At 71.2% G+C, this 14,475-nt stretch carries 13 protein-coding genes; 8 read left to right on the forward strand and 5 right to left on the reverse strand.

The features are described from left to right. Positions 1-5 precede the first annotated feature (5 nt). Positions 6-824 (reverse strand): hypothetical protein, encoded by an 819-nt coding sequence (locus ACQEV1_RS32870; RefSeq protein WP_433398746.1) that lies wholly within the window; start codon positions 822-824, stop codon positions 6-8. A 326-nt stretch (positions 825-1,150) separates the two neighbouring features. On the opposite strand from ACQEV1_RS32870, the gene ACQEV1_RS32875 reads away from it, so the two are divergent. Both ACQEV1_RS32875 and ACQEV1_RS32880 read left to right on the forward strand, forming a co-directional pair. Beyond that, positions 1,151-1,564 (forward strand): CBS domain-containing protein, encoded by a 414-nt coding sequence (locus ACQEV1_RS32875; protein WP_285623352.1) that lies wholly within the window; start codon positions 1,151-1,153, stop codon positions 1,562-1,564. Between the two features lie 80 nt (positions 1,565-1,644). Next, on the forward strand, positions 1,645-3,441 hold the full coding sequence (locus ACQEV1_RS32880; RefSeq protein ID WP_433398750.1) for a glycoside hydrolase family 15 protein: 1,797 nt from the start codon (positions 1,645-1,647) through the stop codon (positions 3,439-3,441). 12 nt (positions 3,442-3,453) lie between these two features. On the opposite strand, the gene ACQEV1_RS32885 is transcribed toward ACQEV1_RS32880, so the two are convergent. Continuing rightward, on the reverse strand, positions 3,454-5,031 hold the full coding sequence (locus ACQEV1_RS32885; RefSeq protein ID WP_433398753.1) for an FAD-dependent oxidoreductase: 1,578 nt from the start codon (positions 5,029-5,031) through the stop codon (positions 3,454-3,456). Between the two features lie 131 nt (positions 5,032-5,162). Between ACQEV1_RS32885 and ACQEV1_RS32890 the strand changes: the two genes are divergently transcribed. Then, positions 5,163-6,008, forward strand: coding sequence for an SAM-dependent methyltransferase (locus ACQEV1_RS32890; protein WP_433398756.1), 846 nt, complete (start codon positions 5,163-5,165; stop codon positions 6,006-6,008). A 167-nt stretch (positions 6,009-6,175) separates the two neighbouring features. Here the strand turns inward: ACQEV1_RS32890 and ACQEV1_RS32895 are convergent, their stop codons facing one another. Continuing rightward, positions 6,176-7,165, reverse strand: a complete 990-nt coding sequence (locus ACQEV1_RS32895) for a hypothetical protein (protein ID WP_433398759.1) — start codon at positions 7,163-7,165, stop codon at positions 6,176-6,178. Between the two features lie 360 nt (positions 7,166-7,525). On the opposite strand from ACQEV1_RS32895, the gene ACQEV1_RS32900 reads away from it, so the two are divergent. The 4 genes from ACQEV1_RS32900 to ACQEV1_RS32915 all read left to right on the forward strand — a co-directional run bounded on the left by ACQEV1_RS32900 (position 7,526) and on the right by ACQEV1_RS32915 (position 10,152). Then, entirely contained in the window at positions 7,526-7,954 is a 429-nt protein-coding gene (locus tag ACQEV1_RS32900) for a helix-turn-helix domain-containing protein (protein ID WP_285623365.1), read from the forward strand. Between the two features lie 66 nt (positions 7,955-8,020). Next, on the forward strand, positions 8,021-8,518 hold the full coding sequence (locus tag ACQEV1_RS32905) for an ImmA/IrrE family metallo-endopeptidase (protein ID WP_433398762.1): 498 nt from the start codon (positions 8,021-8,023) through the stop codon (positions 8,516-8,518). A 13-nt stretch (positions 8,519-8,531) separates the two neighbouring features. Continuing rightward, positions 8,532-9,794, forward strand: coding sequence for an MAB_1171c family putative transporter (locus ACQEV1_RS32910; RefSeq protein ID WP_433398765.1), 1,263 nt, complete (start codon positions 8,532-8,534; stop codon positions 9,792-9,794). Between the two features lie 136 nt (positions 9,795-9,930). Then, entirely contained in the window at positions 9,931-10,152 is a 222-nt protein-coding gene (locus ACQEV1_RS32915; protein WP_433398768.1) for a hypothetical protein, read from the forward strand. 254 nt (positions 10,153-10,406) lie between these two features. Here the strand turns inward: ACQEV1_RS32915 and ggt are convergent, their stop codons facing one another. After that, positions 10,407-12,374, reverse strand: a complete 1,968-nt coding sequence (ggt, locus tag ACQEV1_RS32920; protein ID WP_433398771.1) for a gamma-glutamyltransferase — start codon at positions 12,372-12,374, stop codon at positions 10,407-10,409. A 217-nt stretch (positions 12,375-12,591) separates the two neighbouring features. Further along, positions 12,592-13,767 carry a 4-hydroxybenzoate 3-monooxygenase gene (locus ACQEV1_RS32925; RefSeq protein WP_433398774.1) on the reverse strand — a complete coding sequence of 392 codons (1,176 nt, stop codon included), beginning with the start codon at positions 13,765-13,767 and terminating at the stop codon, positions 12,592-12,594. A 168-nt stretch (positions 13,768-13,935) separates the two neighbouring features. On the opposite strand from ACQEV1_RS32925, the gene ACQEV1_RS32930 reads away from it, so the two are divergent. Further along, a complete protein-coding gene (locus ACQEV1_RS32930) occupies positions 13,936-14,445 on the forward strand; it encodes a hypothetical protein (RefSeq protein WP_285623379.1) in 510 nt (169 codons plus the stop codon). Positions 14,446-14,475: the final 30 nt, after the last annotated feature.

A 14,475-nucleotide genomic window follows, 5' to 3' on the forward strand; every position in this document is an offset into this window, starting at 1 on the left:
TCCGCTCAGTGCGCCCGGCTCTCCGCTCGCGCCGACGAACCGGCGCCCGTCCCGTTCTCTCCCTTGGGGGACCATCCGATGTTGACGAGCCCAAGGCCGGCGAGCGAGACGGGGATGCCGAGCCAGGCCCAGCCGGTGAGCCGGCTCAGCCGGTGAGTCGAACCCGGTTTCCGGCGATGCGCCGCGTGCGGCGTGTAGGCGTTCCGCCCGCGCACGTAGGCCTTCACCGAGTCGACGTGCGCGGCGCCGCCGCCCGCGGCCATGCCGCCGGCGATCTCCCCGTACGTCCCGTGCAGCGTCCCCGAGACCGAGCGGCCGTCCGGCGTCACCCAGCTGGCCTCGGAGCAGGTCGTTTTGTCGTTCACGGACACGAGGGGGTTGTTCCGTACCGTGCCGCACGAGCCCGAGATGGCCACCTCCACCGGCTTCGCGCCGTAGGCCTCCGTATGGTAGCCGCCGATGAATCCGGCGACCTTCAGCGCGAACAGGGGGATGCCCACCGCCGCGACGACGGCGCCGATGACGACCGCGACCCGGCGCAGGACCAGCGTCACGGCGCCGCCCGGACTCCGCCATGCTCCGGTGGGGGCGGCCGAGTCGGCAGCGAGGCCGAGCGCGGTTCCCAGCAGCCCGGCCGCGAGACCCGCGGCGAGGACGAGCACCCAGGCGTAGACGGCGTCGGCGATCAGAATGCCGCCGAGGCCGACCACGACGGCCAGGACGCCCAGGCCGAAGAGGGCCGGGCCGACCGTGCCCAGCACCCGCCCGGACGGGGTACGCGGAGTCGGGTCCTTCTCGCGTTCTTCCGCCGCTCTGTCCGGCACGGTCGGGCTCCTTCTGGTTCGGCTTCATCGTCGGCCGGTCGGGCCGGCGCAGCAGAGTAAGACCGTCCGCGGCATCCGGTTCGCCGATACCCGCACGGAAGGTCGCCGATTCGCGCACGGCGGGCCGGCGCGGAGACGGCGGAGGCGCGGGTGAGAGCGGTGGCCGCTGTGGCCCGCGTACCGCGAATCGACCGGGTACAGGTCGTACGGCGGCGGGTACGGGTTCAGCGGGGCGCGCGGCCGTTGTCAGGGGAGAGCGGCCGGACCCACGCGGGCCTCGCCCGGTTCCCGTACAGGGCCCTTCGGTGTGAGAAGGGGGATCTCACATGGCACAGAAGGTAAGCGACGTGATGACGCCGGCCCCGGTGAGCGTGTCGGGGCAGACGTCGTTGTCGCACGCGGCCGGCCTCATGCGCGCGCACGACATCGGCGTGGTGCTCATCCTGGACGACGGCCGGCTGCTGGGAATGGTGACCGACCGCGACATCGTGATCCGGGCCGTCGCCGATGGCCGGGACGTGACACAGACGACCGTCGCGGAGATCTGCAGCTGCGACCTGATCACCGTCTCCCCCGACGACGACGCGGACACCGCCCTTCGCTCGATGCGCGACCACTCCATCCGCCGGCTGCCCGTCGTGGAGGACGACCGCCCGGTCGGAGTGCTGTCCATCACCGATCTGGCGGCCGGCGGCGACGCTCTCTCGCCGGCCTCGGCGACACGCGGCCGGTTCTGGTAGCCCGGCGTCGCTGATAGAAGTCGCCGGGCGCGGGTATGCGTGTGTGCTGTGACCGCGGCACCCACCGGAGAGAAAGAGCATTGGCCGATCACGACGACGTTCTGATGTACCCGCCACAGGTGCTGCGGCAGTACGCAATGCTCGCGGACGGCGAACGCGGAGTCATCGTCGGTCCACGCGGCGACTTCTGCTGGATGTGCGTCCCCCGCTGGGACAGCGACGCCGTCTTCTCCTCCCTCATCGGCGGCGGCGGTATCTACGCGGTGACGCCGGAGGAGCCCTTCGTCTGGGGCGGCTACTACGAGCGGGCGTCGCTGATCTGGCGCAGCCGCTGGGTCACCACCAGCGGCGTCGTTGAGTGCCGCGAGGCGCTGGCCTTCCCCGGCGATCCCCGGTGCGCCGTGCTCCTGCGGCGGATCATGGCCGTACGCGGCGACGCCCGCGTCAACGTGATCTGCGACCCCCGGCCGGAGTTCGGCGCGCACGGCCTCCGCTCTCCGCGGCGCGGGGACGACGGCGTCTGGCGGACCGAGCTCGGCGGCCTGCACATGCGCTGGTCGGGCGCCGGCGACGCGTCCGTCCGCACGACCCCGCACGGCGACCGGCGCCTGGAGACGAACCTCGAGGTCCCGGCCGGCGGCCACCACGACCTCGTCCTCGAACTCGGCGACCGTCCGCTCACCGGCCGGCGCCCCGACGCCGATCGCCTCTGGGAGGCCACCGAGACGGCCTGGCGGGAGACCACCCTCCGGACCGGGACGATCGCCGATCGCGACGCCCGGCACGCCGTCGCCGTGATGCGCGGCCTGACCAGCAGGGGCGGCGGCATGGTCGCCGCCGCCACGACGAGCCTGCCCGAACGCAGCGGCGCCGAACGCAACTACGACTACCGCTACGTCTGGATCCGCGACCAGTGCTACGCCGGGCAGGCCGCCGCGGCCGCCGGCGTCGACGAACTCCTGGACGACGCGGTCCGCTTCGTCTCCGCGCGGCTCCTGGACGACGGGCCCGATCTCAAACCCGCCTACACCGTCGACGGCGGGCCGCTCCCCGACCAGCGCAGCCTCGACCTGCCCGGGTACCCCGGCGGCCACGACGAGATCGGGAACCGCGTCACCCACCAGTTCCAGCTCGACACGTTCGGGGAGGCGCTCCTGCTGATCGCGGCCGCCGCCCGGCAAGGACGGCTCGACGACGACGCCCGGCGCGCCGCGCACGCCGCGGTCACCGCCATCGAGCGGCGCCGGCACGGCTCCGACGCCGGCATCTGGGAACTGGAGGACCGCGTGTGGACGCACAGCCGGCTGATCTGCGCGGCCGGCCTGCGCGCGCTGGCCGGCGCCGTCCCGGACGATCCGATGGCGGAACGCTGGACCAGCCTGGCCGACACCATCGTCGCCGAGACCGTCGCCTTCGGCGTTCACCCGTCCGGACGCTGGCAGCGCGCGGCCGACGATCCGCGCAACGACGGCGCGCTCCTGCTGCCGGCCATCCGCGGCGCCGTCCCTCCCGACGACCCACGGGTGCGCCCCACCCTGGAGGCGTACGTCGAACAGCTCACCGACGACGGCTACGCCTACCGCTTCCGGCATGACGAACGCCCGCTCGGCGAGGCCGAGGGCGCCTTCCTGCTGTGCGGATTCCTCCTCGCGATCGCCACCCACCAGCAGGGGGACGACCGGCAGGCGCTGCGATGGTTCGAGCGCAACCGCGCCGCCTGCGGCCCGGCCGGCATTTTCTCGGAGGAGTACGACGTCACGCAGCGGCAGATGCGCGGCAACCTTCCGCAGGCGTTCGTCCACGCCGTGCTCCTGGAGGCCGCGGCCCGCCTCGCCGGCCCGCCGTGCGGGCGCACTGGCGCGGCGCCACCGCGCTGAACGGCCCGGCGATTACAGCGGCTGCCCGTCGGCGGCGAGACGCTCCTGGAGCCGGCCCACGTCGACCCGCTGCACCGACGTGCCCCCGATCGCGGCGAGGGCGGCGGCCACACCGGTGGCCTGGCCCAGAGCCATCAGGGTGGGCTCGGTCCGCGCGGACGCGAACGCGACGTGGCTCGCCGAGAGGCAGATCGGCACCAGGAGGTTGGCGCAGTCCTCCGCCGAGGGGACGACCGCGCGGTACGGGATGGCGTACGGCTCGATGCCCACCGAGACGTACCCCTCGTTGAAGACCGCGGGAACGCCCGGCCGGCTCACCGGTCCGGTGGCGCTCGCCGGGAGGGGGTCGAGGTACTCGGGGAGGTACCGCCACGTCCGCTCGATCTCGCGGATGTCGATGTTGTACGAGCCCACGGCGATCGTGTCGGGCTGCCGGACGCGGTTGAGCAGGTCGTGCTCGGTCAGCACGGCCGCACCCACCATGCGCCGGGCGTCCCGTACGTACAGCTGGTGCGGCCAGCCGTCCGTGTCCTCGAACTCGTCGGCGCACAGGAACCACCCGCCCAGCTGCTCGCGGATCCAGGCGGGGACACCGTCGTCGTTCTGCAGGTAGTAGAGCAGCTCATGGCTGTAGGCGAGGTGCCGGTCGCGGATCTCCTGCCGGGTCTCCTCGTCACCGTCGGGGTAACCGCGGTTCGACCCGTCCAGCAGGTTGAGGGAGAACGGCCCGACCGAGTTGACGTCGCACTTGCCGCCGGGCAGCAGGTCCCTGCGCAGCCCCAGCAGCCAGCCCTCCGCGCTGTCGTGCGCCGGGTCGGCGGTCAGGTAGCGCCGCAGCAGTTCGAAGCGGGCCGGATCGTATCCCTTCGGCTCCTCCAGCGGCCGGCCGTTCGCGGGCCGGTCGGTCATGCAGAGCCGGAAGCCGTACGCCTGCAGCCCTCCGTCGCCCTCGCCGAGCCGCTCGGCGGGCCAGCCGTGTCGGTCCAGCTCGGGCGGGCGGATGAACGGCAGCAGCCCTCCTGAGTCGCCATCGCCGAACGGCGACAGGATGACGGAGAAGTTGTGCCGGCTCGGACGGTACGCGGGCTGGCGGCCCGCCCAGATCTCGCCGTGCAGCTCACGGCTCTCCCGCCCGACGCGGTACGGCACGCCCGCCGCCGCCAGCAGGTCGCCCTCGTAACCGGCGTCCACGAAGACCCCCGCCGGACGCCGGCCCCCCGTGGTCCGTACGGCCCGGATGCGGTCGCCGTCCATCTCCGCGTCGATCAGCCGCTCGCCCAGGACGAGATCGACGCCGGCGTCCGCGAGCATGCTCGTCAGCAGGTTCTCGGCGACGTGCGGCTCCGGGCCGGGGACCTCGAACAGCCCGATGTCGTAGTGCTTGGCCACCAGCTCGTAGAACCGGCGGGTCAGCCCGCCGATGGCCTCGAGCGTGCCGACGTCGGTCCAGCTCAGCCCGCCGGACACCATCCCGCCCACGTGCCGGCCCGGTTCGACGAGCCGGACCGTGGCGCCGGCCTCCGCCGCGGCGACGGCGGCGAGCACTCCCGCCCCCGTGGCGCCGTACACGAGCACGTCTGGCTCACCCATGCCTGTCCTCTCCCACGGCTGTTCGTCTCACCTGCCGGAACCGGACGTCCGGAACCTCTCGGCTCCGAAGGTTACGGCACGCCGGAGGCCGCTTGTCCTGCGGAAACCCGCGCCGCGGATAGGGTGCGGGGGTGAGTCCCGCACCGGAGCCGGAGCCGGAGCCGGAGCGCGCAGAGGCGCCGGCCGGCATCGACGCGTCCGTGGCCAGCCCGGCGCGCATGTACGACTACTACCTCGGGGGCACGCAGAACTTCGCGTCCGACCGGCGCGCCGCCCAGGAGATCTACACCCTGATCCCCGATCTGCCGGAGATCGCCCGCGACAACCGCGCCTTCCTGCGGCGCGCGGTGCGGACGCTGGCCGCCGCGGGGATCCGCCAGTTCGTCGACATCGGCAGCGGCCTGCCGACGCAGGGCAGCGTGCACGAGATCGCGCAGGAGGCCGACCCCGCGTCACGGGTCGTCTACGTCGACAACGACCCGCTGGTGCCGGCGCACGCACGCGCGCTGCTGGCCGGCGGCACCGAGGGCACGACCGCCTACGTCGCCGGCGACCTGCGTGAACCCGACGCGGTCTTCGACCATCCGGACGTGCGCGCGCTGATCGACCTCGACCGGCCGGTCGGCCTGCTCCTCGTCGCCGTACTGCACTTCATCACCGACGAGGAGGATCCCTGGGCGCTGGTGGGCCGTTACCGGTCCCGCCTGGCACCCGGCAGTCACCTCGCGATCGCGCACGCGACCAGGGACGGCCGGCCGCCGGAGGCCGTACGGAAGATGACCGACGTCTACCGGCGGGCCTCGGCGCCGTTCACCTTCCGTACGAGAGAGCAGATCCTGGCGTTCTTCCACGGATCGCGGCTGCTCGATCCCGGCCTGGTCCACTCTCCGGGCTGGCGGCCCGAACCGGGCAGCCCGCTCTCGCCGTCGGCCGCCTGGAACTACGCGGGCGTCGGCGTGATCCCCGCCGAACGGTAGCCCGGCACGAGGCGGTTCAGGGGGCGATCGAGCTCCGGATCCGTCCCGGGCGGCCACGTGACTTCGACGTGCACGAGGAACTCCACGAGGTCTCCCTCTCGCCGGCTGCGCGGCCGGGCGTCACCCGGCCGTCCTGACCGGGGCGAGCGTACCCCGCGCCCCGGCGGTCAGATCGGGCCGGGGCCGGACAGCAGCTCGCCGATCTCCCGGGTGAGCCGCTGTTCGAGGTCACGGATGGACCGGTAGAAGAGGCACCGCTGGCCGTGGACGTCGAACGGCAGGGGCGTGTTCTGGTGGCAGACCAGCACCGTGGGGACGCCGCGTCCCCAGGCGTAACCGACCTCCAGGTAGACGTTGGGATTGGCGTTCGTCAGGTCCGCGACGACGATCCGGGCGGCGTCGATGCGCTCCTTCAGCCGCTGGACGACGTCGCCGGTGAAGCTCAGCTCGTCGACGCGCTCGCAGATCAGGCCGGCCCCGCGGATCGGCGGCACGATGCCGTAGTGGAAGACGTCCTCGAACGAGTCGGCGAACGGCATCGCGACGAACGCGTGTTCCTTCGTGTCGGCGTCGTACCCGGCGGACCGCAGGCGCCGGTAATCGTCCCCGGCGATGGTGACCGCGCTCCCCGGCCGGCCGGTCCGCGGGCGCGGGATGCGCGCCATGTCCTTGAGCAGGGCGTCCAGCCGCTCGGCCCGGCGGGCGTTGATCTCGACGAACGACACGGTCCGCAGGCCGGCGGGAAAGGCGCCCTCGGACACCGCATCGGCGATCCCGGCGAGCTCCGACTCGAACGCCTCGGTCTCGTCCAGCCCGTATCCGGGACCGTGCAGGGTGAGGCACACGTCCCGCACCCGGGGCCGCTCGGTCGCCGCGACCGTGAGCGCCCGGCGCCCGAACTCCCGGATCTCGCGGTAGGCGAATCGGTCCAGCGACGGCACCCCGAGGAACAGGACCGCACCGGCCCCGATGCCGGTGCCGTCGACGAGAAGGTGCTCGCCCTCGCGCGGAAGCCGGTGCGGGGTCACGCCGAGACTGGTCGCCGCATCGAGGTCCACCCCATGGGATTCCTGTGCGTACTTCAGCACCAGCAGATCGGTCTGGTAGGATAGCGCGCCGGCCTGCCGCACTTGAACGGTGAGGTGGTCATCGCTCAACCGAACTCCTCAGGGACGCCGGGGCCAGCGCGGAAACGGGGCGTTCCCCGACGATACGCCGACCGCGGCGCGGTGGAGCGGCACGCGGATCGCGGTCCGCGCCTTTCCCCTTTTCGGCCCCCGGCGGAAGGGAACCCGGCCGGGCGGCCGGCGCCGGAGGCCGAGGCCCCCGCACTCGGAACCGGCACCCACCCGGCGGAGGAGCCGCGCGCCTCGACCGGCGTTCGACTCACGTAGAGGTCGCGACGGACGAATCCTTCACATCAGTGAACGCGCTCTCATTAGACTTGACCTTCAGGATCACTGTCAACAAGTATGAATTAACGGGCTTTTATCTTCACGGCAGTCGTAGGGGTGGGGTTGGGCGACGACGAGTCGCGGCGGACGCTCGCCGAGAAGCTGGAGTACCTCTTCCGCACGGTCCGGGAGACGGACCGGCGTGAGTACAGCAACGAGGACGTGGCTGCGGCCATCGTCCGGGACCAGCAGGTGACGATCTCCGCGTCCTACATCTGGTACCTGCGCACCGGGCAGCGGGACAACCCGACGTTCAAGCACCTCAACGCCCTCGCGCGGTTCTTCGGCGTACCGCCCGCGTACTTCTTCGACGACGAGACCAGCGCGCAGGTCGAAGCCGAACTCGGGCTGCTGGCGGCCATGCGCGACGCGGGAGTGCGCGACGTCGCCCTCCGCGCGTCCGGGCTCTCGGCCAAGAGTCTCGACACCATCAACGACGTCATCAGCCGCGTACGGGAACTGGAGGGACTCCCCCCGTACGAGCAGAAATAACGGCCGGAAACACAGGGGTCACGACAAGGACCGAATCCGCGGTCCTTTACCCGGCATAATCGAGATGTGGACTTCGCGGCGCTGACCGAACGCTGCCGGACGACGTTAGCGGCACTGGACCTACCGCGTCCGTTCGACGTGCACGCGTTCTGCGAGCACCTCGGCCGCGACCGGCCCCTCTCACTGCTGGTGATGGACCTGCCGCCCGACGCGCCCTGCGGCCTGTGGGTCAGCACCGAAGAGCGCGACTACATCGTCTACGAACGCGCGACCACGCCCCTGCACCAGGAGCACATCATCCTGCACGAGGTGGCCCACCTGCTGTGCGGGCACGTCGAGGGCGCCGGGCTCGGCGACGAGCACGCGCGCCGGCTCTTCCCCAGCCTGTCGCCGGGGACGGTGCGGCGTGTGCTGGGCCGCGGTGCGTACTCCAGCGAGGAGGAGCAGGAGGCCGAGCTGCTCGCCTCCATGATCCTGCAGCGGGCCGGCCGGACCCGCCGGTCGCCACGCGTGACGGATCCGGACGCGGCCGACCATCTCCGGCGCCTGGAGTCCGGCATTTGAACGAGGTGATCCCGTGAGCACGCCGGTGCTGCCGTACGTGATCATCACGGGACTGCTCCTGTGCGGCCTGGCGCAGAAGCTCTACGGGTTGCGCCGGCGGCGCGACGACCCGGTCCGCTGGGCGGTGTGCTTCTGCCTGGCGAGCCTGACCATGGCCACGGCGGTCCAGTGGTTCACCGGCGCCATCGACGAGAGAACCGGCGTTCCCCATCTCGCCGACGCGCTGAGCGACGTCGGCGCGATGTGCGCGGCGGGCGCGGGCCGGGTGTTCCTCACTCACGTCTACTACCCGGCGTCCTCGGCGCGCGTACGGGCACGGCGCAGCTACGTGGGGCTGGCGGCGGCCGTGGTGATGGTCGCGGTCCTGTTCGTGGCGGTGCCCCCGGAGCCCGACACGGGACGCTCCGGCACGCACGTCGACGCGGTCTACCTCTACGTCTACATCTGGTACATCTCGATCGCCCTGCTGTCGGTGTCCCGGATGGGGCTGCGTTACTCCCGGCTCGCCGACCGGTCCTCGCTTCGCCTGGGGCTCCGGGTCCTCGTGGCCGGAAGCGCGTGCGGGTTCGCCTTCCTCGCCGTCAAGGCCGTGATGCTGGTCGGCGAGGAGACCGGCAGGCCGCTCGGGTGGCTGGACAGGTCCGTGGACCTGCCGCTGGAGCTGGGCACGGAGGCCCTCCTGCTGGCGGGGGTGACGATCCCGGCGTGGGGCGACCGGCTCGGCACGCTGGTCCGATGGGCCGGTGACTGCCGCTCCTACCGCCGGCTCCATCCGCTCTGGCTGGCCCTGCACGAGACCAATCCGGACCTCAGCCTGATGCCCCACCACCGGACCGGCCGCCGGTTCTGGCGCCGCGACGTCGGTTTCCTGCTGTACCGGCAGGTCATCGAGATCAGGGACGGTCAGCTCGCGCTACGCCCGTACGTCCATCCCGCCGCCGTGGAGGTGGCCAGGGCCCTGGGACGTCGCGCCGGGCTCTCCGAGGAGGAGGTCCGCGCCGCCGTCGAGGCGGCCACGATCGCCGCGGGCATCGCGGCGAAGGCGGGCGGCCGGGGCACGACCGGTACGCCGTCGCCGCCGCCGGCCCCGCCCCTCGGTCCCGATCTCGACGCGGAGATCACCTGGCTCACGAAGGTCTCCCGCGCCTTCGCCGGTTCGCCGGTCGTCCCGGCGACCGTGGCCTCGCTCGCCGCCTCCGAGCGAGCCGCCCGCCACGAGGGGAACGAACCGATGCCCCATCCGCACGGAGGGCCCCGCGAGGAGCGGCCCCGCTGAGCACCGGCCCGGCGTCCGTCACCGCCATCGACACGCACGTCCACGTCGAGGCCTGCGGCCGCATGCGTCCCTGCAGGCGGTCGCGCCGAACGATCCGGCCGTCCATCCCCTGCACGGGGCGGCGGCGCGGGCCGGCGTGCCCGTTGTCCTCCACACCGGGCAGACCGGTATCGGCGCCCGGCTGCCCGGCGGACGCGGGATCAGGCTGCGCCTCTCCGACCCGATGCTGATCGACGACGCCTGGGAGGACGCCGCCGTCCCGATCGCCACACACCAGGCCGGCGTCCTCATCGACCTGTCCGGCTGGTCGTCGAATTACTTCCCGCAGCAACTCGTCCGCGCGACGAACGGCCGCTGAAGCGGAAGGTGCTGTTCGGATCGGCCTACCCGGTCATCACCCCGGACCGCCGGCCGGCGGCGTCCGCCCTCCATCTCAGCGCCACGTCGACACGGCCGCGCGCCAGGCGGCGCGCGGCCGAATCGGCGATCCGCCCCTTGTCGTCGGTGACGGTGTGGGGCCGTCGCGATCTGGCCGCCGGCGCCTGGGCCCTCCTCCTACGGCAGCGGGCACGCTCGCGAACCCGCGGGTTCCTCGGCCCGGAAGAGGTGCGCTCACCAGCCGACGGCGCTGCCGTCCTTCCTGAGGTCGGACGCGACCCGGTAGACGCCGTTGACCGGAGGCGGAGGCGGAGGCCCGGGGGGAGGCGGAGGCCCGGGGGGAGGCGGGGGCGGGGTCGCCGCCCGCTCGGCGGAATGCGCCTGGGCCTGTTCTCTCCGGTCGCCGTCGGTCTCCCGGTCGAACAAGATCGCCTGGTATCCGCCCATCGGGTCGCCGTTCGACTCCGTGACGTGGTGGCCCATTGCGGAAAGCTGCTTTCCCACCAGGTCGAACAGCTCGGATTCGAGCTGGAGGACATCGGTGTTCTGATCATGGTTGAACCGTGCCGCGTCGGCGGCGGCTTGCGGGTTCATGCCCAGATCGACCATGTTGATGATCTCGGTGGCCTGCGCCTGGACCTGTTCACTGCCGCCCACGTTCCCGAACGCCATGACGGGGTGGCCATTCTGCATTATGAAAGCAGGGATGATCGTCTGGAAGGGACGCTTACGGGGAGCGACGACATTCGGTGACGATGGGTCCAGCGAGAACAGCGCCGCACGGTTCTGCAGGGGGAACCCGTAGCCGGGAACCGTCACCCCCGACCCGAACAGTTCAAAGAGGCTGTAGATGAACGAGACCATGTTGCCCCACCGGTCGGCCACCGCGATATACACGGTTCCCGAGTTGTTCGGCCCCTTGACGCGCGGCGGCGTGGCCCGACGTGGGTTTATTTTCTTGCACTGAGCGATCGCATAGTCCGTCGAAAGGAGTCGATCGAGCGGGACCGTCGTGAATCTCGGGTCGCCGTTGTAGGTGTAGAGGTCGTCGAAGGCGAGCTTCTTGGCTTCGACCAGCAGGTGCCAGAACTCCGGTGAGCGCGGCCCGAGTTCGGCAAGATCCAGGCCGAGGACGGGCCCGCACTGCTGAAGGATGTTGAGCATCTCCAAGGCGGCGAAGCCCTGGGCGTTCGGCGGGACCTCATACACGTCGTAGCCGTGGTAGTTGACGCTGATGGGGTCGACCCATTCGGCGTGGAACTCTGCGAGGTCCGCCGACGTCATCGCTCCATTCAGCTTCTTGATCTTGGCCACGACAGCGTCCGCGATCTCGCCGGCGTAGAAGGCGTCACGGCCCTTTCTCTGCAGGACCCGGAGAGCATGTGCGAGGTCCGGATTGCGGAAGATGCCGTACAGCGGTGGAGCCTTACCGTCGCGGAGGAACACCCGAACCGAGTCGGCATCGGTCTTCAACACGTCCACACCGTTCTCCCAGTCGCTGTGGACCTGCTCGGTGATTCCGAAGCCCTGTTCGGCGAGCGTCACGGCGGGTTCCAGGACGACGTCGAAGCCGCGAGTGCCGAACCGCTCGAGCAACCGATGCCAGCCGTCGACGGCACCGGGCACGCTGATGCTGTTAACGCCGCGTTCCGGCATCCCGGTCTTCTCATTGAAACCGCGGGCGTGAAAATAGTCGAGGTTCCAGGCTTTGGGGGACCAGCCGCTGGCGTTCAGCCCGAATAGCTTCCGGTCCTTCGCCGAATAATAGATGGCGAACATGTCGCCGCCCAGTCCCGCGCTCTCAGGCTCGATCAATCCGAGAACCGCCGCGGTCGCCACCGCCGCATCGACGGCGTTCCCGCCCTCCTGCAGAATTCGCAGGCCGGCCTGCGCGGCAATGGGTTGACTGGTCGCGACGGCGCCGTGCCGCGCGATGACCTCTGATCGAGTCTGGTCCAACCAATTGCTCGCGCGGTCTCCGCGCACGGCCGTGATCCGGGCCCCCGGATTGGGAATCGAATCGGTCGGTCGGCCGAACGGCGTCGGGCTCGCACCTCCGGCGCCGGCGGTGAGCCGCGTCGCGCCTGACGCACTCCCCACGCCGATATCGACCGTATCCCCCAATGCCGCCAACCCCACTGCGGCGCCGCCTACTTTCAGAAACGAACGGCGTGACGTTTCACCGGCTGATCTCTCGGACATCAGGCTTCCTTTCTGGACGGCCTTGGCCTTGGCCAGGGCCGCACAGTCAGGACGGTAGCTCAGGCGCCTACTCTTCCCCGGTCGACCGTGCGCGATAACAGGGATTCCTTGACGCGGATCTGGGAGTCTCTTGTCGGGCGTTGACCTCCACCGCACAATGCCAGCGAATTAACGCGAATAAGGACACGAGGGCGTGTGCCGCCCCGCCCGGCGATGCTCACATGCCGATGGGCAGACCCGCGTAGTTCTCCGCGAGCCCGGTCGCCCCGGCCTCGCTGCCGGCCACCCACCGCAGCTGGGACAGCTGGAGCCGCGCGTCGAAGGGGTCACCGCTGGTGTGCAGCATCGTCGTCATCCACCAGGAGAAGTGCGTGCAGCGCCAGACCCGCCGCAGCGCGGTGTCGGAGTAGGCGTCGGCGAGGGCCGTGTTGTTCTTGCGGAGCATCGCCGTCAGCGCCGGCGCGAGCAGGGCGACGTCCGCCACGGCGAGGTTCAGCCCCTTCGCGCCTGTCGGCGGCACGATGTGCGCGGCGTCGCCGGCCAGGAACAGCCGCCCGTACCGCATCGGCTCCATGACGTAGCTGCGCATCGGCAGCACGCTCTTGTCGGTGATCGGCCCGGGGGTGAGCTCCCAGCCGTCCTGCCCGTGCCCCAGCCGTACGGCGAGCTCGTCCCAGATCCGGTCGTCCGGCCATTCGGCGATGTCCTCACCGGGGGCGACCTGCAGGTACAGCCGGCTGACGGTCTCCGAGCGCATCGAGTGCAGCGCGAAGCCGTTCGGGTGCCAGGCGTAGATGAGCTCGTCCGTCGAGGGCGCCACGTCGGCGAGGATCCCGAGCCAGGAGTACGGGTAGGTGCGTTCCCAGGTCCTTTTCACGGCGTCGGGCACCGCGCCGCGGCTCGGGCCGAAGGAGCCGTCACACCCGGCGATGACGTCCGCGTCGAGGCGCACGTCCTCGCCGTCCGCCGACCGGAACGTGACGTAGGGACGGTCGGTCGTCAGGTCGTGCACGGCCGTGTCGCTCACGCCGTAGTAGAACTCCTGGCCCGCCTCCTCGCGCGCGCGGCCCAGATCCTTGGTGACCTCCGTCTGCCCGTACACCCAGACGCTGCGTCCGGCGAGGTCGACGAAGTCGAGGTGGTGCCGCTCCCCCGGCCACCGCAGATAGATGCCGCGGTGCTCGTCCCCCTCCTCGCGCAGCCGGTCGCCGAGTCCCACGGCGTCGAGCAGCTCGACGGTCGAGCTCTCGAGAATGCCGGCCCGGATCCGCGCCTCCACGTACTCACGCGTGCGGGTCTCCAGGACCACCGAGTCGATGCCTTCGAGGGAGAGCAGGTGGGAGAGCAGCAGACCGGCCGGACCGGCACCGATGATGGCGACCTCTGTACGCATGGGGGTCAGTGAAACCCGGCGGCATATCGAAACCGTCACGCTCTTTCACTGAGCGGAAGGCGCACGCATGGTGAAAGCGCCCTACATCCGCGATGAGGCGGATGAGGACCCCCGGCAGCCGTGATCCTGACGTCCCAATGGCCGTCGGCAAGGGGTAAGCATGGGGCCATGACCGATGGACGACCCGAGTCACTCGCCGCCCTGCTGCGTCACTTCGCCGATCTGCGCGACGGCACACACGGGGATGCCGGACCTCGCGCGGACAAGGAACGGCTCTTCACCGCCGCCGTCGGGCTGCTGGATCCGTACGCCCGCCAGGTGCTGCACGAGATGAACGCGCACCTGCTCCTCGACACCGGCGAGGTGACCGCGACCGGCGTGCGCCGTGACGGTGACGGCATCGACGCCGTCTGGACGCTCTCCTGGCCGGAGCAACGCGCCGCGGGCGTCGACCCGATCACCGTCCGCGCCTGGTTCGGGGCCGGATTCCATCACCCGCACCTGCGCGGCGCAACCGTCGGCGACTGGCCCCTCAACGTCTTCACGCCCGACCAGGCCGCCGGCGAGGTGCCGACGCTGCGCGCCATCGTCGCCGCCGACCTGCACAACCTCGTCTTCCAACGCGACTACCGCATCGTCCCGGCCACCACGAACGGAGGGCCCGCGGGTCCGGCCTAATTGGAAGGACTCTTGACAGTACATTCCTGG

This window comes from Actinoallomurus sp. CA-142502, from assembly GCF_050936355.1.
Taxonomy (GTDB): domain Bacteria; phylum Actinomycetota; class Actinomycetes; order Streptosporangiales; family Streptosporangiaceae; genus Actinoallomurus; species Actinoallomurus iriomotensis.